18 protein-coding genes are annotated in these 20,972 nt (G+C 59.4%); 9 read left to right on the top strand and 9 right to left on the bottom strand.

What is annotated here, in order from left to right; all coding sequences use genetic code 11:
* The first annotated feature begins 5 nt into the window (after positions 1–5).
* The 5 genes from EV281_RS12840 (at position 6) to EV281_RS12815 (ending at position 7,843) form a co-directional block, all read left to right on the top strand.
* Positions 6–3,299 carry a DUF499 domain-containing protein gene (locus EV281_RS12840; RefSeq protein WP_132653484.1) on the top strand — a complete coding sequence of 1,098 codons (3,294 nt, stop codon included), beginning with the start codon at positions 6–8 and terminating at the stop codon, positions 3,297–3,299.
* Between the two features lie 705 nt (positions 3,300–4,004).
* Positions 4,005–4,616 carry a hypothetical protein gene (locus EV281_RS12835; RefSeq protein ID WP_132653483.1) on the top strand — a complete coding sequence of 204 codons (612 nt, stop codon included), beginning with the start codon at positions 4,005–4,007 and terminating at the stop codon, positions 4,614–4,616.
* A 17-nt stretch (positions 4,617–4,633) separates the two neighbouring features.
* The gene (locus tag EV281_RS12830) at positions 4,634–5,368 is read left to right on the top strand and encodes a hypothetical protein (RefSeq protein WP_132653482.1); all 735 of its coding nucleotides are present in this window, start codon (positions 4,634–4,636) and stop codon (positions 5,366–5,368) included.
* Between the two features lie 2 nt (positions 5,369–5,370).
* Positions 5,371–6,150: a hypothetical protein gene (locus EV281_RS12825; protein ID WP_132653481.1), complete on the top strand. Its 780-nt coding sequence runs from the start codon at positions 5,371–5,373 to the stop codon at positions 6,148–6,150.
* 1,429 nt (positions 6,151–7,579) lie between these two features.
* Positions 7,580–7,843 carry a DUF982 domain-containing protein gene (locus EV281_RS12815; protein WP_132653479.1) on the top strand — a complete coding sequence of 88 codons (264 nt, stop codon included), beginning with the start codon at positions 7,580–7,582 and terminating at the stop codon, positions 7,841–7,843.
* 370 nt (positions 7,844–8,213) lie between these two features.
* Here EV281_RS12815 and EV281_RS12810 read toward each other — a convergent pair whose 3' ends face one another.
* Together EV281_RS12810 and EV281_RS12805 are read right to left on the bottom strand one after the other, a co-directional pair.
* Entirely contained in the window at positions 8,214–9,536 is a 1,323-nt protein-coding gene (locus EV281_RS12810; protein ID WP_132653478.1) for a virulence-associated E family protein, read from the bottom strand.
* Entirely contained in the window at positions 9,524–9,775 is a 252-nt protein-coding gene (locus EV281_RS12805) for an AlpA family transcriptional regulator (RefSeq protein ID WP_132653477.1), read from the bottom strand. Before EV281_RS12805 ends, EV281_RS12810 begins: the two co-directional genes overlap by 13 nt.
* Positions 9,776–10,031: 256 nt before the next feature.
* On the opposite strand from EV281_RS12805, the gene EV281_RS12800 reads away from it, so the two are divergent.
* The gene (locus tag EV281_RS12800; RefSeq protein ID WP_132653476.1) at positions 10,032–10,715 is read left to right on the top strand and encodes a hypothetical protein; all 684 of its coding nucleotides are present in this window, start codon (positions 10,032–10,034) and stop codon (positions 10,713–10,715) included.
* Between the two features lie 22 nt (positions 10,716–10,737).
* On the opposite strand, the gene EV281_RS12795 is transcribed toward EV281_RS12800, so the two are convergent.
* Positions 10,738–11,931, bottom strand: coding sequence for a succinylglutamate desuccinylase/aspartoacylase family protein (locus EV281_RS12795; RefSeq protein ID WP_132653475.1), 1,194 nt, complete (start codon positions 11,929–11,931; stop codon positions 10,738–10,740).
* A 370-nt stretch (positions 11,932–12,301) separates the two neighbouring features.
* Here EV281_RS12795 and EV281_RS12790 point away from each other — a divergent pair, with 370 nt between their 5' ends.
* Both EV281_RS12790 and EV281_RS31110 read left to right on the top strand, forming a co-directional pair.
* A complete protein-coding gene (locus EV281_RS12790) occupies positions 12,302–13,165 on the top strand; it encodes an alpha/beta hydrolase (protein WP_132653474.1) in 864 nt (287 codons plus the stop codon).
* A 140-nt stretch (positions 13,166–13,305) separates the two neighbouring features.
* The gene (locus EV281_RS31110) at positions 13,306–13,458 is read left to right on the top strand and encodes a hypothetical protein (protein WP_165911884.1); all 153 of its coding nucleotides are present in this window, start codon (positions 13,306–13,308) and stop codon (positions 13,456–13,458) included.
* Between the two features lie 197 nt (positions 13,459–13,655).
* On the opposite strand, the gene EV281_RS12785 is transcribed toward EV281_RS31110, so the two are convergent.
* A complete protein-coding gene (locus EV281_RS12785; protein ID WP_132653473.1) occupies positions 13,656–15,260 on the bottom strand; it encodes an FAD-dependent monooxygenase in 1,605 nt (534 codons plus the stop codon).
* A 140-nt stretch (positions 15,261–15,400) separates the two neighbouring features.
* Here EV281_RS12785 and EV281_RS12780 point away from each other — a divergent pair, with 140 nt between their 5' ends.
* Positions 15,401–15,835: a MarR family transcriptional regulator gene (locus EV281_RS12780; protein WP_132653472.1), complete on the top strand. Its 435-nt coding sequence runs from the start codon at positions 15,401–15,403 to the stop codon at positions 15,833–15,835.
* Between the two features lie 145 nt (positions 15,836–15,980).
* Here the strand turns inward: EV281_RS12780 and EV281_RS12775 are convergent, their stop codons facing one another.
* The 5 genes from EV281_RS12775 to EV281_RS12755 form a co-directional block, all read right to left on the bottom strand.
* Positions 15,981–17,222 carry an alpha/beta hydrolase gene (locus EV281_RS12775; RefSeq protein ID WP_132654282.1) on the bottom strand — a complete coding sequence of 414 codons (1,242 nt, stop codon included), beginning with the start codon at positions 17,220–17,222 and terminating at the stop codon, positions 15,981–15,983.
* A 107-nt stretch (positions 17,223–17,329) separates the two neighbouring features.
* Complete coding sequence (locus EV281_RS12770; RefSeq protein WP_132653471.1) at positions 17,330–18,118, bottom strand: hypothetical protein; 789 nt, start codon at positions 18,116–18,118, stop codon at positions 17,330–17,332.
* Between the two features lie 65 nt (positions 18,119–18,183).
* The gene (locus tag EV281_RS12765; protein ID WP_132653470.1) at positions 18,184–18,825 is read right to left on the bottom strand and encodes a hypothetical protein; all 642 of its coding nucleotides are present in this window, start codon (positions 18,823–18,825) and stop codon (positions 18,184–18,186) included.
* A 74-nt stretch (positions 18,826–18,899) separates the two neighbouring features.
* Positions 18,900–20,330, bottom strand: a complete 1,431-nt coding sequence (locus tag EV281_RS12760; RefSeq protein WP_132654280.1) for a DUF1254 domain-containing protein — start codon at positions 20,328–20,330, stop codon at positions 18,900–18,902.
* A 277-nt stretch (positions 20,331–20,607) separates the two neighbouring features.
* The gene (locus tag EV281_RS12755) at positions 20,608–20,880 is read right to left on the bottom strand and encodes a hypothetical protein (protein WP_132653469.1); all 273 of its coding nucleotides are present in this window, start codon (positions 20,878–20,880) and stop codon (positions 20,608–20,610) included.
* Between the last annotated feature and the right edge of the window lie 92 nt (positions 20,881–20,972).

The raw sequence follows: 20,972 nt of genomic DNA, 5'->3' as shown, positions 1-20,972 counted from the left end.
GGGAAATGATGACGAACGCATTTGGGGCGAAACAAAACGTCGATGCAGCGCTGGAAGCTCTCCGTATGGGGCTATCACCCTATGTCGCGGACCAGATGAAGCAGCGTCACGGCGCAAACTGGCGACAATTCGCCAGCCGTGCGGCCGGTGGCGATGCGAGAGGTGAACTGGATGTCTATGCGCTGCTCAAAACCATCCTCGACAACTATAGCGAGGTTTTCCGGCACGATGCGCGCGTCCGCAAGGCGCGCAGCTATGTTTCGCTCGCGCTAGATGCTCGTAACTCGTCCTCGCACTTTGACGGCCTGATGCAGGACCGTGAGGCCTTGCGCTATTTGGATGCTATTCGTGAACTTCTGGAAGCGGTTGGCGCTAAGCCGCAGGTGAAGATCGTCGACCAGCTCTATGAGCGGCAGAAGTCGGCCAACCCTGCGGCCGCGAAGCAAATCGCGCAGGAAGAAACGCGGCTCGAAGAGCCGCCGATGTCTGACAAGTTGCAGCCTTGGCGGGAAGTTGCGCAGCCCCACCCCGACGTTTTGGAGGCTCGTTTTACCGATGCGGAGTTTGCAGCAAATCTTGCGCACGTTGATCAGGGGATTGGCTCAGAAGAGTACACGGACCCATTAGCATTCTATCGCATCACTTACTTGACCGAAGGCCTCAGCCGCGTGCTGCGGTCTGCTGCAGAACGCTTCGCGAAGAAGGGCGGTGATCCCGTAATCGGACTTCAGACGAATTTCGGCGGCGGCAAAACCCATACCATGCTTGCGCTCTACCATCTCGCCGGAGCGCGCGCTGCCAAATATGCGCCCGAGACACTTCATGGCATGAAGTCGATTTTCGACGCGGCGGGCGTCGGAACATTGCCAGAGGTAAAAAGGGCTGTGTTCGTCGGCACTCACAAGGGGCCGAGCGAGGTCATGCACTCCAGTGACGGGCGACAAGTGCGAACCGCTTGGGGATACATCGCCTACTGTCTAGGAGGTTGGAAGGCTGTTGATCTTATCGCGGACTCGGAAAATCATCGCACCAACCCGGGCTCTGAGCGACTGGTATCAATCCTCGAACAGGCCTCGCCCTGCTTGATCCTGCTGGACGAAGTCGTGGCGTTCGCAAAACAGCTTCGCGGCGAGGAATACGAAGCCTTCCATGCATTCATTCAGTCCCTGACCGAAGCTGCTGCGTCGGTACCGGGGGCCATGGTAATCGGGTCACTGCCCGAATCTGACATGGAAGTAGGTGACCAGCGCGGTGTTGATGCGCTGCGCCGCCTTGAGAAGCTGTTTGGCCGCGTGCAGTCAGCGTGGACACCGGCAAGCGGCACTGAAACCTTCGAGATCGTGCGCCGCCGCCTGTTCCAGAGTCTGGACGATGATGGCGAGAAAGCGCGGGATGCCACGATACAGGCATTCAGCAAAATGTACCGAGATAACCCAGCTGATTTTCCTCCAGAAACTCGCGAGGCTCCCTATCGCGAAGAAATGAAGCGGGCCTATCCGATCCACCCTGAAGTGCTTAAACGTTTCTCGGAGGACTGGTCGACGCTGGAGAAGTTTCAGCGGACCCGCGGCATCCTCAAGATCATGGCAAACGCCATTTACGCACTTTGGCGGGCACAAAGCACGGCACCGATGATCACCTTAGCCCTGCTGCCGCTGTCCGAGGACAAAGTCCGTACGGCGATCCTAGAGCCTTTGGACAAATCGTACGGGCCCATCGTGCAGGCAGAGGTCGATGGGTCGATGGCTTTGCCGGCTAAGATGGAGGCGACCCGAAAAAGGTTTGGCGACGTGATTGCAGCAACCCGCGCCGCGCGTGCTGTGTTTCTCGCGACGGCGCCGCATATGGGTTCCACGCGGGGCGGGCTGACAGGCCCAGCACTGCGGCTAGCATGCGCGCAGCCTGGGGATCAGATTTCTATCTTTGGCGACGCGCTTCGAGAGCTTTCAGAGCGCTCGGCCTATCTCTACCGCGAGGGGGACCGGTACTGGTTCTCAACGCAGCCTACCCTCAACCGTATTGCTGATGAACGAGCAAAGGATGTTTCGGCAGAGGATGCTGATGGCGAAATCATCTCAATCCTGCGCAAGGAGCAGGCCCATAAAGGCGGGTTCCATCGTGTCCACGTGGCACCCGAAAACCCGCTGGATATCGAAGATGGACGCGCGGTTGCGCTGACTATCCTCCCGCCTGCCTATAGCCATGCTCTACGTACCGATGACCTCAGCGCTGCGGAACGAATTGCAACGGAGACCATACAGCGGCGTGGCTCGGGGCAGCGTCGGTATCGGAACTCCATAATTTTTGTTGCTGCGGACGACAGTGGCCTCGAATCCTGCCGAGAAATTGCGCGAAAGTATCTCGCCTGGCACTCCATCGTGCAGGACGAAGCGATGGCGGAAGGACTCACTAAGGCACAATTCGATGATGCTACTTCGCGAATGAAGCAAGCAGCCGAAGGACTCGCGCAGCGTGTCCGGAGCACATGGTCACATGTGATTTATCCTGCCGCATCAAAGGACACCGCTAACGGGACAGGCGCAGCTTCCGGGTTCAGTCTCGAGCATTCGTCGGTGGTTAACCGGGCGCCCGGCAAGCCCATTCCACAGGTAGTGTATGACAAGCTCAAAGCAGCCGGCGTGATTGTTGACGACCTGGGACCAGACACCCTGCTGGCAGACCTGCGCAAAGTTTGGGGCGAGGAGACGCCGCACGTTCAGGTGGCTACCTTACTCGACTGGTTTGCATCCTACGTCTACCTTTCCCGCCTACGCGATGATGCCACTTTGACGCTCTCAATTGAGAAACTTCTAGGTAAAATCGAGGCTCCTGTCGCCTTCGCTAAGGGCTTCAATGAAGTAGATGGAAGCTACGTTGGAGTGACACAATGGAGTTCGGCTCTAGGGGCTTCTACCGCCGCAGGACTGCTTGTTTGGAGGAAGGCGCTGCCTGTCCGCGAGCCGTCGACAGACACAATAAGCAGCGGGAATGGTGCGAGGAATATTGAGGCGGAAACTCTAGGGGAATCTCGGCCAGGGACTGTAGACGGGCACAAACAGCCAAAGAGGTTCTATGGCTCGGTTGCGCTTGATCCCGACAAGGCAGGACTACAGGTAGCAGCTATTGCGAAGGAGATTCTCTTTGAGTTAACAAGGCAAGCCGGCTCATCTCTCAAGATTACACTTGAGATTGAAGGCTCATCGTCGACAGGGTATCCGCAGGACGTCGTTGATGTGGTTCGTGCCAATCTCCGGGACCTCAAACTCGATGTCAGCGACGTTGGCTTTGAGCAGGAGTAGAGCGGCCGCGCTCAGGGCTCCGAACGGGTAAGATCCGAATGTAGAAGCTATACCTGAACCGGGGCGGACCTCTTTAGTCAGAGTTTGTAGCCAGAATAAAATTAGATAGCACAAACAATGACATAAGAGTTCTCATTTTCATCCTGTCCGGCGCGCCACTTCCTCTCACTCTTGCCATCCTTGCGAAATGGCTTGGCATATGCGCCAAATCGGCTTGGCATCAGCGTAAAACGGCCACGCGACATCGAACCGGGCTGAAATCAGCGTCTTCTCTAATATCGTTTATAATCAACCGGTTAATGGATTCGCGTTGATCTGGCGACTCCGGGTCTCGCTTTGATATTTTGCATGCCAAATGCGACGCAATCCTTGAAAACGACGTTACGGCCATGTCGCTCATGCATGGCTCTGAAGTTTATACTTCGGCGGCGTCGCATAGACCGCCCAAGTCCTTCTGAGGTTCTGAGGACGAGGGCAAAGTGTAGGCGAAGAATCACGATGTAAAAGTAGAGCTAGACGAGATTCCTTCGTCCGAATGCAGGCCTGCTGTAAGCCAAACACAGCCGAGCGCCCTAAAACATCTCGGAGTGTGCGTTGAATCCTGTGGAATATGTCGAAAACCAAAGGATTCGAGATGCTCTGAATCGGGCAGAACCAGATAACTTGGTTGCAGTGATTCGCCTCAATTAATCTAGCGGGAATTGCATGGCCAAGAGCACGACAGGAAAGACCGGCGGCAGCTCTAAGATACGCTTCGTAATGGTCGAAGCGGAGATCGCCGACGGAGACATCGGGCAGATCACCCAGGCGATTCAAAACGCCCTGAAGACGTCCGCTCCCGCCACTACCCAGCGCATTTCTGGTCCAAGCGTGAAGGCGGTCGCCAGAGAGGCTGAGATGGATGCGGACGACGACGTGGAAGAAGCCGAGGTCGTGGAGATCGAGGCGCCCGTACGAGCACCGCGGCCCAAAGTGCAGCGCGCCGCCAAGCCCGCTCCAGACGTTCTTGATCTCGACATGACGTCGGACGTTTCGCTCGCAAGTTATGTGCAGGGTACTAACCCCAAAAGCAACTTTAAGCGCTATCTCCTGATTGCTGCGTGGTTTAAGGAACACCGCTCGATCGATGCAGTGACTGCGGCTCACATTTACACCGGGTTCAGGACACTCAAATGGTCTGTCAACATTCCGGATTTTTCACAGACCCTACGAGACCTCAAGGCCGCTAAGTACATGACCACGCCCGAGAAAGGGCACTACGCTATCAATCACCTCGGCATCGCCGAGGTGGAGACGCTGCTTTCGGGCGGAGACTGATGCTCCTCATCGACTTCGTGCAACAGGTCGAGGGGTTCGACACCCTATCGCCGAAGGACAAGATAAAGGTCTTCGGATGGTACATCCATGTCCATAAAGGACTGCCATCATTCGACAATGGATCCATCAGGGCCTGCTTCAAGCAACTCCATCTGACGGCACCCGACGTTTCGGTGTACCTCCCACGCATGGCCGCAGCAAAGCCGCCGGAACTCCTTAAGGAGCGCAGCAGATATCTGCTGCCGCGCAACGTGCGCGTCGATCTGGACAAGAAGTACGGCGCGCATCAGACCGTAGTGCAGGTCAGCAAACTTCTGTCCGACCTTCCTGACCGTGTACCCGACATTGCGGAACGCACATTCCTTCGTGAAGCGCTCGCATGCTACCGGGCTGAGGCGTTTCGCGCCTGCATCGTTATGTCTTGGAATCTTGCCTTTGATCATCTTCTGCGGTGGATACTTGCCGATGGGACCCGCCTTTCGGACTTCAATGCCGCCATCAATCGACGCTTCCCCAAGAAGACCGGCATCTCGATCTCATCCATCGAGCATTTCGAGGAACTGAAGGAGGCCGAGATCGTCGACATCTGTCAGACGGCGTCGTTGATCTCGAAGAACACCACCGAAATTCTTCGGGAAAAGTTGAAGAAGAGAAACATGGCGGCTCACCCTTCGCAAGTGACCATTCAACAGTCTCAGGCCGACGACGTCATCACCGATCTGGTCAACAACGTCGTCCTCACCCTGGTGTGACAATGGGTGAAGGTGGCGAAGTCGACTCGACGAGCGAAGGGTTCAGGCAACCGCCGGATCAGCTTACGGAACCATGCCTGACGTACATGGCCAGGATCATGGAGCTTCGCGAGTTCGTTGCCTTCTACTACGGGTTCGTCAAAACGTCTGCCGAACTCCGACGACGAATCCCAGTCACCGACGAGGACGAGGGTGACAAAGCGCTGAAACTTCTGCGATACGAGCCAAGTCGACATGGCGCATTCATGAACCAGATCATGCTGTCCAGAGCCATCGAGTCTTTCGACCTTTACCTAACGACCATACTGAGGGATGTCTTTATCGCTCGGCCGGAGATGCTAAAGTCCGAGGGCACTGTGGATGTCGCGACGATCATCGAGGTCGGAAACTACCAGGATCTCGTGTGGCACATCGTCGAGAAGAAGGTACACGAACTTTCATACAAGCCTCTGTCGGAACTCCGTAGATTCATTCTTTCTCGCACCGGTATCGATATCTTCCCGAGCGAGGAGGTGTTCGCAACCACAATGGTGGCATCCGAAGTTCGAAACCTGATCGCGCATAACGATTGCATCGCGAACGACGTCTTCATGTCGAGAACGAAGGGCGTTGATGTTCCTCTGGAAATTTCCAGCATGGGTCGGGTCGTCATCGATGATGCATGGCTTCGACGCGCAAGCTATACGCTCGATAGCCTGGTCTTTAGATTCGATGAAATGGCATCTCAAAAGTTCAAGCTTCAAACTTTCAATCGAATGACTGCCTTTCTGGCAAGGGTCTAGCTCGCCGTTCCGAACGATAGCCTCTGCAAAGCGGCGGGCCCGTTCGGCGATTGCACGCCTCACCACAGGTATCATGGACAAAACGTCGGACAGGGTGAAGCTGTCCTGTCGACATCGTACCTGCCCTCCTGGAACGCCGTCCGCAACTCGCTCCATACAGGATTCGGGAACGCCCACTTCGCCGCGTACGGCCGCCATCCGAAGAAGACCCGCGCTTCATCCGACATCTCATCCCGTATGGATTCGATTTCTTCGACAACGGCCTAACCTCCCGTAGGAACGGCAGATTTCGCGACATCCGGTTCAAGTCGTCCTGCGCCATCGAGAGGTCTTCGTCGGCGTCGATGAAGTCCTGATCGAGGAAGTGGAAAACCTCTGCCGCCTGGCGACCGCGCCGATACCGTCGCGAGATTGCTCGCCTCCTTCCCGAGACAGCAGCGGGTAGCGGTCATCACGCTTGACGGAGTGCGCGCACTGATGGACGCTGATATCTGACGCCGTTGAGTCGACTGTTCAACCCGTTTTCCACTGATGGCAAGCTGAGGCATTTGGTTTCAGGCTGATGCCAAGCTGGTTTCTCTAAACCAGGAGCTCGCGGGCGAAATTTCTCTAAAAAACAACTCAATTGTTTCGCGTTGATGGCAAGCGTGAGACTTCCCTCTGAATTCCGAAAGAAAAACAATACGTTGTGGAATTTGTGCGGCCGATTTCCCACACGAATTCCTACCCCGCCGCTAGACGGGGCTGGAATAAGCTGGAAACCATCGCGCAAACTTGTCAACGCCGCAGCTCAATACCCGCAGGATAAAGCATTGGTCGGTCTAAAGCCCTGGCTGCACGCCGGGTTCCTCGAATGCCCAGGCTGATATTGGAAATCGGCGCTGTTTGAGCTTCGGTGTGTCGTGCATGATGAAGCCAGGATGGCCAAGCCGATAACCAAGCCAGCGGTCATAAATATCCGAACTCTGCTCATCACGCTCACCCCGCAGCAATAGCTCGAAACATAGAATTCATGGCGTACTCTGCAGTGTCAACGGAGAGCGGGGAGCCGGACCATCAAAAACCGAACGGCGGACGACGACTGGCTGAGAGCGATTGATGGCAGGCGGACCGCACAGCCGACTTTAGTGGGGTCAGGGCTATTAGGTCCCCCGGCCGCACGGTCCGGCGTTTAACTCGGGATGAAGACTTAGGTTCCAGCGCCCGCGGACAAGATCCGTCACGAATATCAACCGAAGTACAAATGACGTGAAATCTTGCCGGAAGAAGGCATGGGATTGCAGCGGCCGTGACGGGGAAGACGTTGTCGGCCGCGTTCAGATTGACGCCACGACATCGGGCCGAGAGCAAATGTACCGCTGGATAGCGCCTCCCCTGGCACGCCTCTTGCACAGTTAACAATACGCCATCCCATCGGGAGTATTGTGTCATGGAATGGGACACCCCAATCGAATTCGATCCTGTGATCCTGATGTTTCACGATCCGGATAGGCTTCTGTCCGTGCGAACGGCCATTGGAGCCGCCAATGCGCTCATGAAGGAATTCCCCTCGGATGACGGGGAGGAATTTCTTGCGGCGATCAAGATCTGTCTTGACGTCGTGCAGGGCAATGCTGAGCCCGAGGAATTGAGAGCGGCGATTATTCGCGCTGCAGCCGAGGCCGGGATTACCTTCATCGCCGTGCTTCACTAAGTCACCGCTTTCGCGGAAATGGCGGCCCGATGCCCGGATTTCGTAATCGCCGCGATTTGTCCCGCAAACTTTGTAAGCGCAATAACAAAACATATCAAGTACTTGGCGATAGCGCTTACAATATTACGAAATTACAGCCTGTTTCCAACTCTTGTGAGAATAGCGAAGGTCCCTGGAAGACCCGTTTTCTTCACCTGAGTTTCCCATTGTCTCTGTAAGCTTGTAAGCAGAGCAATAAATAATTGAAAAGACTGGGGAAAGGCGCTTACAAAGTTCGTGTAAGCAATCGTAAGCGCCCTAAGCAATTCTGCAGGTCGGTTCGCAAGGAACACCGGCAGAAGGCCGGCGAGGATATTGCGCGCACATCCTCCTAGAAGCTCCGGTCCTGCCCGCGCCGGCCGTGCTCAAACGCAATGCGTCCATCAGCCCATCGCGCCCAAGGCCTGCCGCTCACATCCCCGCGAACATAAACCCGCACAGCCTCACGCCCGCGATTGAAAACCGCCGATTGAGGTTCGAACCCTAGCCCCACAAGCGCCCTTTGCAGGTTGGCGCGCCAGCCGGAAGGCAGGCGGCTGGCATCCTCGCTTCCGCCGCTCAGGAGCTTGCGCACATCGGCGCAGGGCACCATCATATCCCCGTCAGGGATCAGGTCGCGGATGATATCGTAGGTGGGGCCGAAATCCATCACGCCGTGATGCAGGGCTTCAAGATCGGCCTTCAATGCCGGGTCGTCCAGCCACAGCGTCTCATGCTCGCAGATCGTCATGACTTCGGCCCAGACCTGCGCACGGTCGGCCCTGATAGCCGCGAGATCGATCGCGGTGGGCCTGACCGGCCACCAGCGGCGGTTGCCGCTCGTGTCGGTCAGGAACTCATCGGCGTTGGTCGTGGCGTAGAACACGAACTGGCGCGGCACGTCGTCGGGCCTCTGCTGATACGCCCCGCGCGCGGTATCGACGCGAACCGTGATGAACTTCCTGATCGTCTCGATCTCCCGGGTCGACCGGCCCGCAAGCTCCGCGAGCTCGATGACCCAACGCCCTCGCGTGGTCTCGATCACTTCGCGCGCGCTTTCGCCCACCGTCAGGCCGTCGGTCACCCATTCCTCGATCGGAACGAGCGCCCGGCCGAAAGACGATTTTCCGAGCCCCTGCCTGCCCTGCAGGGTCAGTACGTAGTCGAACTGGCACCCTGGTTCAAAGACGCGTCTGGCAAGCGCTGAGAGCCATTTGCGCGCAAAGGCACGGTTCAGCCGCGTGTCCTCGGCGCCGAGATAGTAGGTCAGGAACGTATCGACACGCCGCGTCCCGTCCCATGCCGGCAGTGACGACAGCCAGTCTTTCACGGGATGATAGGGATGCCGGCCGGCGACCTTGTCGATGATGGGATTGATGTTGGAAACCTTTGGCGTCAAGCCAAAACCTTCCAGCCATTCCACCGCTTCGGCGAGATCATTGTTGCCGAGGGGGCGAGGCTTCCAGTCGCCCTGCCGCAATTCCCACGGCGGCCGGCGAAGCAACATCGTCCGGCCGCTGAATTCATCGAGGGCGAGCATTCCGCGTGTATCGGGGTGGTGCTCCAGCATCACGGTCCAGTTGCGCGTGAGGCCAGGAAGGGGATTGCCCTTGTCATTCGTCTTGAGCATGGCGAGCCAGTCGCGCGATGGCGCATGTTCAGTCATCTGTGGCATGAGATCTTCCGCGCGGGAGGGAGTGATGTCCCCTTCTCCCCTGGGGGAGAAGGGGGAGCGGCATCAGTCACACAGTCCGCAATCCACGCCTCGACCTGCCCTTCCACCCAGCCGACCGCCCGCTTGCCGATCTTCACCGGCGGCGGAAACCGCCCGTCGGCAATGGCAGCGTAGAGGGTCGAGGTGGGAAGGCCCGTCCTGTTCTGAACCTCCGGACGACGGAGAATCCTTGATGTCATTGGCCGTTTCCTTCTGGAATGTTTCGGACCTCGTCAGACCTAGTTGCAAACGGTTGGCAAATAAAAATCAGACCGGAAAAGAAGGGATCGCGATGGCGTGCAACGATCGGTGTCAGCCCACCGTTTATCCACGGACGTTTCGGCCCCACCGCCCTTTGCCCATGCCGGCAAATGGTGGATATATGGCCAGGGAAAAAAGCTCTGTCGCCGCGACAAGGCGAGGAGCGGTTCAGAAGCGGAGCCTGAGGTTGCTTTCATGGTAGATGACGCGAGCGCGGCGCGCCGCCGGAACACCGCCGGTCTGCGACGGTTCCTCGATCTAAAGCAGCAGCGCGACTGGATGCACGGCGAGACGATCCTGCAGGACGCCGATGAGCGCCCGGAATCCCTGGAACTGCGCCTCAAATACGTCGCGAGGTTCGAGAAGCTGCTGCGCCGGCCGCAGGCACAAGCGGTTCTGGAGATTCTCCGGCGCTATGGGAGCGACTGCATCCCCATCCCGCGCCGGACCGAGCGGCACTACTGGTCGGTTTCCTGTCTGCCGTCCACTCCGGGCAAGGCGCTCGTTCGCGTCAATGCAAGCTGGATGGAGCTCTTCTCGCTTTATGCGGATGGCGACGATATCCGCGCATTGTTCCTGGTGCATCTTTCCGATTTCACGACCGACCACTCGCTCGACGAGGGCCAGGTGGACGAGGATTTCCTCGAGCACTGCGTCTTGGCGCCGGAAGACGTCAGCTATATCTTCCCCAGGGGCGAGGACATTTTCGGCGTCAAGGTCCGCGGCTTCTCCTCGATCGACAAATTTCTCGCCACGCCCCGTGCGTTGCAGGCAATCCGGGCATTCAACCTGACGCACATGAACCGTGGCCGGAACGCCTACCAGGCGAGCCACTGTTACAGGCTTGCGGATCACATGCTGGGTGACGACGGACGCTGAACATCAGACCAGGCATGGCGCATCACTCGGGATAGGATTGGCCCTCCTCCGGCGCCACTTTGTGGAAGAGGATGAATGCCAGGGGGTTGCCGGGCTCGGACATGGCATCGCTGCGCTGGCCCGTAATCTCTCCGGCCACGCCGCTCGTATATTCCGCAACCACCTCGCCGAAACTGTTGCGCTGGATGGCCACCCTCTGTCCGGGCTCGACCTTGTCGTTGAGCTTGACCAGATGTTCGACGATCCCGCCCTGTGTCGCCAGGATCGGAAAGGCACTGTTGCCGACGAAGACATTCACGTCCTTGCCCGTCCGGCCCATCGGCCCGGCAACAATGCCGTGATGCTTGAGGACGTTCATCGTGCCTTCCACGAACAGCGAGATCATTTCGAGGTCCAGCACGCGTGCGGCGCCGATTTCCGGCGTGAAGGATGGGATGCCCACGTCCATGAACGCATTGTGCAGGACACCGGGATAGACATGGTTGTCGAAGATCTGGCCGACGGGATAAAGTTCCACCATCGCCTTGACCTCGGGCACGTCCAGGCCGCCAATATTGAATGCGGTGACTTCGAATCCGGTTGTTCCGGTGTGGAAGTCGATCGCGAAGTCGGCATTCGGCCGCAGCAGCCGGTTGAACAAAAGCCCGGCATGCCGGCTGGGCGCAGTCAGTCCGTTTTCGTTCCCGGGCCACTCCCGGTTCATATCGATCAGGTCGATGCCCCTGCCCTGATTGGGCCATCTGCGCTGCATGCCCTCGATGGCCGGGCGTGCCACGTCGGTGACCGCCATCACCGTGCCCGACATCTGCGCCGGATCGAGCTGGTTCATCACCGTCTGGACCGTGTGGATGCTGCTCATTTCGTCGCCATGCACACCACTGGTCAGGACGCCGCGCTTGCCTGGCTTTGCTCCCTTGGCGACTGTCACAGACACGTACCAGTACTGTCCGGTCGGCATCTCCACGCCCTGAAAATACAAGAGATGCTTCTTGCCGGGCTCCAAATCATTGACGTCGAGGGCGCTGACGACCTTTTTTCCCTCGATAGTATCGCCGGTATAGACCGTTCCTGATCCTGGACGGGAAGCGGGTGCCGCTGTGTCCTGGGCATCAGCGGCATCAGCGGCGGCGGCAAGGGCGGCCGACGCGCCGACCGTTGCAAGTGATGCAATCATGAAATTACGGCGATCGATGCCGTTCTTCGATTTGTCCGACATGACGGAGGCCCTTTATGATTTGAAAAGTTGGGTTAGAACAATGGCATGCGCACCGGTCGCAAATTCCTGCACGACCTCAACCTAGGGTATGCCGCTGAAACTAGGGCACGCCGTCGCGTTCGCAAGGTTTGTCGGTTCGGCGACATCCGGAGGCAGCGCGAAGCAGGCATGCGGCAGGACATTCGGCGATCGCCGCCGCACAGCCGGGCCGCCGCAGCGTTGCCGGAACCGTGCCTTCGCTATTCCGTTTACGAGGACGAAACCAACTCGTTCCTGGATGCGAGTTGGCGACGTAAGCAAGACCTTCGACGCGGCGGCGAGAAGTCCGTGTGCCGGTAACAACCGCCTATCCATCCCGAAAGCGGGTGCAATGGGAAACCAGCGAGGAACATCCATAGAAATAGGCGGCGTCACGCTCGCCTGCAGCAGCGCCGGCGATCCGAAACGCCCGGCGCTCGTCCTGCTGCACGGATGGCCGTTCTCCAGAAGCATCTATGACGGGGTCATCGAGGACCTAAGTGACGATGCCTTCGTGCTGGCGTTCGATCTGCCTGATATCGGCGGCTCGCGGGGACGGCCGCCGTCGGCCGAAAAGCATGTTCTCGCAGATCTCATGCTCACCGCCGCGGAATCGCTCGGCGCAAGCTCGATCCTGATTGCCGGCATCGATGTCGGCGGCATGATCGCCTTTGCTGCCGCGCGCGACCATGGCGCGCGCATCGCCGGCGCCGCGGTCATAAATACTGTCCTTCCCGGCGTGCAGCCGTGGTCGAAACTCATCGCCGATCCCCGCATTTGGCATTTTGCGTTTCACGCCGTTCCGGATCTGCCGGAGACGCTGGTCGCTGGCCGGGAACGCGCCTATTTCGAGTTCTTTTTCAATGTTCTGGCCGGGAACAAGGCCGCCCTCACCGAAGACATGCGCGCTGCCTTCGCAAGAGCCTATGAGCGTCCGGAAGCGCTCAAAGCCGGCTTCGACTGGTATCGCGCGTTCGAACGGGATGCCCGCCACAACGCGAAGGTGAAACCCATCGATACGCCGCTATTTTACCTGCGCGGCGACGCCGATGGGCGCGAGATCGGACCTTATGTCGAAGGTCTTCGCGCGGTCGGCGCACAGCGGCTGGAGAGCCGCGTCATCCGCAATTGCGGAGAATATGCGCCGCTCGAGGCACCGGCGCAGTTTAGCCAGGTGCTGCGCGATCTCCGGGCAAGGCTTGAAACAGAAGCCTGAGACAGTCTTGCGGCGGCGACAATATCATTGAGGCAATTGCGTCGAACATTACTCGCTACAGTTGCCAACGCCGATGGTTTAGGGAATATTCGTGCTCTGGTCCTGAAGGCCTGCGCCGTGACCGATAGGGGGATAATGTCATGCCTGTAAAATACCTTTTGGCCGCGGTGGCGATCACGCTTCTGAGCCTTTCAGGGTGCGCAACCAGCGGCACCGGCGGCGACAACACGACCTACGCAACTCCGATGGGGATTGGTGCCGTTCGCGCCAACGGCAATATCGGCGGCTATTGATAGCTGCTGATTTCCATTGAGAGCTGATCCACCCACGGATCAGATGAAGCCCCAATTCCGCGTCAGTTCGAACCGGCATGGAGGGTCCTGGTGCGTCCGCGTCCCTGCCGGCAGGAAGGATTCCGCCAGGGAGCAGCGAAGCCGCAGCGAATGACAGCGTCTCGGGGCCGAGAAACGGAAGCAATCTGGTTCTGCCGTCACCGACGCGTCCCGTCGCGATGGCCGATACGCATACCGACCTCCTCCAGAACCTGGACGAGCCGACCTGCGATATCCGTCTCCACACCTGGCGCACGCCATGCCACGAATCCGTCGGGGCGAATGAGCACCGCGCCGCTTTCCTCCACGCCATAGGCGCCGGGCCAGCGTCCCTCCGGGGCAAGATCGCCCGATATGCCGAGGACATGGCATGCGAGCGGGAGGCCGCCGTCCTTGCGCAGGCGATCTGCCGCGGCGCGCCACTTCGCATCGCCTGCAAGCAGCACGAAATCGCGTCCGAAGAGATCCAGCGTCGAGAGCGTTTCGCCGTCACGCTCGATGACGAGATGCGGTGCCCGGGTGCCGGGTATGCCGGCAAGTTCCGCGACCGGTTCGAACGCCCGTTCGGGAGCGCCATCCTCGGGCACCAATGCACCGCTGTCGTAGCGCTGTCCGAACACGACATCATAGTCATTCACGATGGCAACGGCAGGCGGCAACCGCCCCGCAGGATCCCTGAACCATTGCTGCAGGCGGGCGAGCGCTTGCGCCAGCGTCGCGGCGATCACCGGCCGGCGCTCTGCGTCATAGGTGTCGAGCAGGCGGGCATTCGCCTCGCCGCGGACGACCATGGCGAGCTTCCAGGCCAGATTGTGCGCGTCGTGGATGCCCGAATTGCCGCCGAATGCGCCTGTCGGCGGCATGAGGTGCGCGGCATCGCCGATCAGGAAGCAGCGGCCCGCGCTGAAGCGGTCGGCAAGGAATGCCGCCATCTCCCAGGAGCGCGCATCGACCAGCTCTGCCTTGACGCCGGCTCGGCCGGCTGCCTTTTCGACGAGTTCCCGGCAACGGTTACGGTCGAAGTCCTCCGGTCGCTCACCCTTTTCCGGAAAATATTGCAGCGCCAGCAGCCAGCGTCCTCCGGGACGCGGCGTAATGGTGGCGTTGAGGTCGCTGACGAAGCAGGAGGTAAGCGGCCGGCCGCCGATCTCGGGAGACAGGTCGGTGTCGAAGATGATGCTCATCCAGTGCTGCAACACGCCCGGGCCCTTGCGGTCGATGCCGAGTTTTTCGCGCAGCGTGCCGTTGGCGCCGTCGGCAGCGATCAGATAGTCGGCGACAAGAGTTTCCTCCTTCCCGGTTTCGCGATTGCGGATGACGGCGTAAACAGCGGCGGCATCCTGCTCCAGCGATAAAAACTCGGTGTTGAAGCGGGTGTCGGCGCCAGCCCTCTCCGCGCAACGGCGCAGGATGGGTTCCAGGACATGCTGGTCGCAGGTCGCGGGCTGCGTTGGGCTATAGGGACTGGCATCGGGCCATGCTTGACCGCCCCATTGAACATCCGGATCGGCCAGGTTTCTGGCCCGTGCAATTCCGCCGCCCTGCTGGTCGCCGGTGCGTTTGGCACGGATTTCCGCCTCCAGCCCGAGACTGCGGAATATTTCCATGCTGCGAGGCGAGATGCCGGCGAACTTGTACTGGATGGACGTGTCGGCATGGCGCTCCACCACCATGCAGCCGACACCCTGACGGGCGAGGAGTGCGGCGGCGGTGAGGCCGGTCAGGCCGCCGCCGATGATCAGAACCGGGATATGCGTGCTCATGAGTTTCTCCAGCGTTTGGGGCAAGCGGATCCATTCCCGGCAAAGCCGGGCTGCAAATGGCGATTATTATTATTTTGATTGACAAAAATATTTGATGAATCAAACTATGTCAAGTTAGCGAAGCAGCACGGAACCAAGACATGACGCCCCCCCGGAATGCGCCCGATCCTGCCCAGGAGGCCTGGCGCTTGATGTTCAACTTTCTGATGCGCTCGGCGCCGCAGCGTCTGGCCGCACAGCAAAGGCATGGGCTGACGCCGAACGATTCCCGCGCCCTCTTCTCGCTCGATAAGGACGGTAAACCGATCGGGGCATTGGCGCGCGATTGGGGCTGCGATCCCTCGACGGCAACATGGCTGGTAGACCGGCTGGAGCGATCCGGCCTCGCCGACCGCATTCCCTCACCCGGCGATCGACGTGTGAAGCTCGTGCGGGCAACAGAAAAGGGAACCGCAACGAAGAACGAATTGCTGGCGGCCTATCACGAGCCGCCGGCAGAACTGGCAAGCCTGTCGGCCGGTGATCTGGATGCGCTCGTCAGGATTTTCGGGAAGCTGCGCACCGAAGGCGCCTGATCGCGCCGCCCGGCGCGGTGCACTCAGATCCGCCCGGTGCAGCAATTGGAGAGATCGCGAAAGCGTGGGGCAGCTTCAAGGCCAGCGAAGCCTCGTGCAGACGCTCAATTTCGTCCGCGTCCGATCTGTCGCCTGGCTTGCCGGTCTAACGATTACAGTTTGCAGGCCCCGTCTTGCTGATGGTTTGACACCTGCGTGTACTTGACTCTGACTGCGGTTCACCGGGAGATGCGACGAGCGTCTCGGCGTAGTGGCCATAATTTTCCCGCGTGTTTTGATCGACGATTGCCGCAGGAGCGGAAATGACCAGCCCTGCAGCGGTCCCGACTGCCTGCGCGGCCCCCGTCGTCGCGACCATGATATTATCGCCAAGTCCCAGCCTGCTGTCGCTCAAGGTCTGTCCATCGGACAAACGTCTGCCAATCAGCTGTACGATCTCGGGCGACTCGGCGAACTTGGTGTGATGGAGGCTGTCCCCTTCCTTGAGCTTCGTGAGATCGATGACGGTAATCTTATTCGTTTCCAGTTCTTCCCGATAGGGCGATTGTTCAGGATCGATCGCTCCCAATCTGGGAACGTTGCCCCACACGCGGCGAGAGACGGCAAGCGCGCGGTCGTCGCGGGAAACGAAGAGCGTGAACTGCGGCCGTTGCTTGCCCATGTCGACGATCTGGGAACCGAACACGTCCACATCGACGTCAGGCGCCGCCAGCATGACGTTCTTGAACTTGGCCGGCAGCCCTCCGTTGCGGATTGCCATTTGACGCAAGGATTCCAGCGCCAGCCAATTGCCCATCGAATGGGCCAGGACCGATACTTCCTTCACCTGGGGATCACGCGCCAGATACTGGAACAGGCTTTCTACAGCATTTCTCGTGTAGTTGGTGCTTTCGCGATCGTAGCCATAGGCCAAGAGCTTCCCGCGTGACGGCCAGGTTGCGAGCACCGGCACGCTGTGCGCGCCGGAATCGTGGATGATCTGCGCGAAACGAAAGACCGCATCGTCAAACTGGTTGTTGAACCCGTGTATGAAGACGAGGACGCTGCCGTCCGGGCTCTTGCGCACATGATCGTGCAACCATTTTTCGGCTGCTGCGCGGTCGATTTCCTCAGCCTTCAGCGCTGCAAAATCCCGCGCCGGATTTGGAGGCAAGGTTCGCGGAAAGGCGACTTCGCCCGCTTTGCGGACCTTGTCGGGTGGAATCGATACCGTGATGTCAGCGAAGTTTGGGGTGCGGGAGCGCTCGCCGCTGAACATCTCGCCGGGCGTCTTTGCACGTTCTCGGGTCGTTGCGACCAGCATCTCGACCTGACTTGCAGAAGGATTGGCTGCCACCGGCTCGAGCACGCCCGAGGGGCGACCCGCGCACGCGCAGAGCAGCGTCATGAAGGCAAGCGCGCAGAGAAAGCGAAGCCAGAATCGCACGCTGCCTGCGATGCTTCGGGAAACGTGCCGCCTCAATCCGATCATTCCTGGGGGTCCGCAGCTTCGAGCTAGAAATGAATGACAAGGCCGAGGATGGGCCCCTGTTCGACGACGTCGAACTCGAAACCATCATTCTCGTAATCGACGCCGATGGCCCGGTAGCCGATCACGCTGGAGACGGTTTCGTTGAATTTGTAGCCGATGGTTGCCGCAACGTCCCAGTCCAGGTTGGCGCCGCCACCTCCGACCAGCCCCCACCCGGTGAGGAAGACGTTCGGGGTCAGCGCATAGGTTCCCTTGATCCCGCCGACGGCATCGACCCAGGTGTCGCCATCGCTCCTCGATCTGCCGTCGAGGAGCCCGCCCTCCAGCGAGATCTTCGTGTCGACCGACCAGACCCGTGCACCGCCGACAACGTCGAGGTGGCCGGCCGCATCGTCCAGCACCGAATATCCGACCCCCACAAGTCCGGTGAAAACCTCTGTATCAAGCTTCGCCTCGTCCGCCAGAACGCCGAAAGGCGTCCCCTCGCTGCTGGATATCTTCGTGTAGATGATGTCGCCGAAAACGCTGTACCGGTCGTAGCGAGCCTCGCCGGTGGCCATCGCGCCGAAGTCGAGGTGGTCCCAGATATCGCCGAACGAGGCGTCGACATGCACCGACGGCAGGCCGAACTGCGCAACGTCACCCGACAATCCCGCACCCCAGAAGTAGGGAGCGAAGGTAAAGGTCCAGCCGCTTTCGGTCTCGATTTGTTTGGCTTCAGGCGTGACGGTGCGAGCCATGTCGGCGGCAAATACGGCGCTGTTTGCCGCCAGCGCCGCAGTCAGTGAAATCGTCCAAAGTCTCAGTCCCATAAGTCCCCTCTAAGGCTTAAACGCCAGCGTCGCGATGAATAGGTCCGGTGCCCGTGGGACAGGGCCTAGTAGCACGGCGGATATGGATAGAGGCCACATGCGGGCCGGCCGTAAGCGGCCGCAGCGCCCGCCGCTGCTCCGGCATACCATGCGCCCCGAAAGGCCGTTCTTCGTGCTACACCCGCAAACGACAGGGGCGTCCTCGGCATCCCGATGATGTCGATGAAGATCGATGCCGGACCGTCCGCCTTGGCGAAGCTGCCCTCCAGAACATCCACCTTGAACGTCAGGTTCGGACCTTCGAGCTTCGGCTCCTTCAGAACGACGACGGCGTCCTCGACGCTGGACGCGTCCTTGTTCAGTACCGAAATAGTGGCGTTCGGCGGATCCTTTTCGAAGCTGCCGCCCTGAGCCCACTCTTCCAGCAGGTGCGTGGTCAGCGCATGGCCGGCGGAGCGGACAGGCCGGTCGGCAAACAGGATCGAATTGCTGGAAATGCCCGTCAGCGTGAGCGTGTCGCCCTTCAGGGTCGCGCCGCCGGAATTCATCACGATCAGCGAGGGAACCAGATCCGTCTTCTGCGTGCTCGATGTGCCGATGATCTTTGTCGCGGGGGCGGAAATCGCGTCCTCAGCCAGCGTCGCGCCGGCATAAAGGACAAGCCCTGTCAAAGCTGCCGCGGCATATGCAGTTTTTCTGAAGGTCATGAGCATTTCTCCTTCGATTGACGAGACAGCGATCCAGCCCGTCGTCCGCAAACCGAACGACGGGCTGAGCCGGGTTAGCCCAATTCCTCGACCGGCGGGATCTTCCAGGTGCCGTCGATGATCGAAGGGGCATTCTCGTTCGGCCAATACAGCCGCATCATCAGGTAGAACTTGCCGGCCGGCGCAGGCAGCCAGTTCGATTCCTTGCCGGCGCCGGGAGACTCGTGCTGCACGAAGAGGTCCAATGAGCCGTCGGCATTGTACTTCAGATCCTGCCGAGGACTGATCGAATAGCGGTTGATCGGGTTTGCGACGAAGAAGTAGTTCTCGTCATACATGGTGAGCGACCAGAAGCCCGAAACCGGCGGCGTCTTCCCCTTTTCGAAGTGCATGACGTATTTCTTTCGGCCGTCGTAAGGCCGTCCATGAGCGTCCTTTTGGGACGTCGGATAGACGGCGTCCTGGGGTCTGTTGGCGCCGAGACCGATCGCCGTGACGAGCGCCCGCATCAGGTAGTCAGTTCCGTACAGCCCGGTCTTAGTCGTGAATGCCCAGCCATTGATGTCCTGAACATGACTGTTGATCTTGAACTGCAGCATGATCCGATCGAATCCGATGGCGGGGATCCGCTTCTGGAAGTCCGCCTTCAGCTTGCTGGCGTCGAAGTCCTTGCCCGCGACCAATCCTATCCGCGCAAAGCGCTCCAGGGCCGGCGCATCGGCGTCTGACGGCGGGTTCGTCTTCATCAGATCTGCAAGAAGCGTGAAATATTCGACCGCGCTCAAGCGGTTGACCTGGTCGCGCACGGCCGTCTTCATGTCGATCGACGGATCGGCCTTGCCGGGTGGCGGCGTATAGTCTTTGCCATAGGCGCTGAGCGGGACCAGCTTGAATTCGTCCTGCAGCTTATGGACCTCGGCATAGTCCTCGGGCGTTCCCGTGCAGTAGATGCGGCCGAGCAGCCAGACCAAATTGGTCGGGGACTCGTATTTCGTGATCCCTTCGGGAAGCGTCCCGCTCCAGCCGGGAGCCGTGATGGCGTAGGTCTGCGCGCCGGTGCCCGTCGTCCGCTTGCCCGGCACCTGGAAGACATTCGTCCATCCATCGAGCATCGGCAGCAGGAAATAGCGGTCCTTCATGTCCGGCACGCTCAGCACGTAGGGCTCCTTGCCGACATCGAAGAAGGAGGTCGTATACAGGGTATCGGCATTCGGTGCCGTCACGTCCTTGAAAGAGGCGTCCGGGTACTCCCGCAGCTTGATGATATGTCCCATGGGACCACGGGTACCCTTGACCTCGGGAACGTTGGTCATGACGCGGCGGGTCATCTCCATCGTCACCAGAGGGTAGCCATAGATATATGCGTCGGTTGCGATCCAGAAGTCCTCCAGATCCTCGCCGATCTGCAATCCTCCTTCGCCGAATTCCGCGCGGGCTGGAGAGATTGCGGTTCCGGCGAGTAGGCCGAGGCCGGCGAAAGTCAGGTTACGACGGGTGATATTCATCATGAGCTCCTGCTGCGAAATACCGACAGTACCATGGACAGCCCACCGGGAGTTGTGGAGGTATGTTACAGTTATTAACTGTGCGCGTGGGCGTGGCGGCCAGGCTGAGCCCGAGGTTCTTGAACTGCCGGCGGCGGGAGAACGTGCGATGTCATCCGCAAGCGCTTAGTGCCAACCGCCAGGAACTCGATAGAGAATTGCTGTTGGCCCTGCAGGCGCGCATCGTCTGGGCCGCGCACGAGGACGCTGCCGCAGTCCGAGCGCTCGAGCGAATGGATCAGATGCGATTTCGCGTATTCTGCAGCGCGCCGTCTATTTCCTTTGCCAGGCGGTCGACGAGGTCCTGCCACTCGGCCCGTCTTTCCGAACGTATTGCCGGAGGAAACTGATCCACATTTGCGAGGGCATCTTCAGCGACGGCAAGTTCCTCACATAGATCGAAGAAGGTCTGATCCTTCTCCATCATCCGACGAATATTGAATTCGCGCTCGGGGAACCGGCGAAGGACCGACGACAGAATTGCTTGCCTGGTTTCCTTTAGGGTCGTCATATCGCAATCCAAAATTGCGATTACTATACTCCAAACTCTTGCCGCACCCAGAAATGGCATGTAATTAACATGAAATATAGGGGTAAAGGTCG

This window comes from Rhizobium sp. BK418 (genome assembly GCF_004341105.1).
Classification (GTDB): Bacteria; Pseudomonadota; Alphaproteobacteria; order Rhizobiales; family Rhizobiaceae; genus Rhizobium.
Note: the sequence above shows the minus strand (reverse complement) of the source record. Positions and strands in the feature narration are given on the sequence as shown.

Coding starts and splice junctions, on each gene's coding strand:
- EV281_RS12780 (WP_132653472.1), top strand. CDS start 15,401: ATGACGCCCCCCCGGAATGCGCCCGATCCTGCCCAGGAGGCCTGGCGC.
- EV281_RS12790 (WP_132653474.1), top strand. CDS start 12,302: ATGGGAAACCAGCGAGGAACATCCATAGAAATAGGCGGCGTCACGCTC.
- EV281_RS12840 (WP_132653484.1), top strand. CDS start 6: ATGATGACGAACGCATTTGGGGCGAAACAAAACGTCGATGCAGCGCTG.
- EV281_RS12795 (WP_132653475.1), bottom strand. CDS start 11,931: ATGTCGGACAAATCGAAGAACGGCATCGATCGCCGTAATTTCATGATT.
- EV281_RS12785 (WP_132653473.1), bottom strand. CDS start 15,260: ATGAGCACGCATATCCCGGTTCTGATCATCGGCGGCGGCCTGACCGGC.
- EV281_RS12775 (WP_132654282.1), bottom strand. CDS start 17,222: ATGACGCTGCTCTGCGCGTGCGCGGGTCGCCCCTCGGGCGTGCTCGAG.
- EV281_RS12770 (WP_132653471.1), bottom strand. CDS start 18,118: ATGGGACTGAGACTTTGGACGATTTCACTGACTGCGGCGCTGGCGGCA.
- EV281_RS12835 (WP_132653483.1), top strand. CDS start 4,005: ATGGCCAAGAGCACGACAGGAAAGACCGGCGGCAGCTCTAAGATACGC.
- EV281_RS12805 (WP_132653477.1), bottom strand. CDS start 9,775: ATGACATCAAGGATTCTCCGTCGTCCGGAGGTTCAGAACAGGACGGGC.
- EV281_RS12755 (WP_132653469.1), bottom strand. CDS start 20,880: ATGACGACCCTAAAGGAAACCAGGCAAGCAATTCTGTCGTCGGTCCTT.
- EV281_RS12825 (WP_132653481.1), top strand. CDS start 5,371: ATGGGTGAAGGTGGCGAAGTCGACTCGACGAGCGAAGGGTTCAGGCAA.
- EV281_RS12810 (WP_132653478.1), bottom strand. CDS start 9,536: ATGCCACAGATGACTGAACATGCGCCATCGCGCGACTGGCTCGCCATG.
- EV281_RS31110 (WP_165911884.1), top strand. CDS start 13,306: ATGCCTGTAAAATACCTTTTGGCCGCGGTGGCGATCACGCTTCTGAGC.
- EV281_RS12760 (WP_132654280.1), bottom strand. CDS start 20,330: ATGAATATCACCCGTCGTAACCTGACTTTCGCCGGCCTCGGCCTACTC.
- EV281_RS12765 (WP_132653470.1), bottom strand. CDS start 18,825: ATGACCTTCAGAAAAACTGCATATGCCGCGGCAGCTTTGACAGGGCTT.
- EV281_RS12800 (WP_132653476.1), top strand. CDS start 10,032: ATGGTAGATGACGCGAGCGCGGCGCGCCGCCGGAACACCGCCGGTCTG.
- EV281_RS12815 (WP_132653479.1), top strand. CDS start 7,580: ATGGAATGGGACACCCCAATCGAATTCGATCCTGTGATCCTGATGTTT.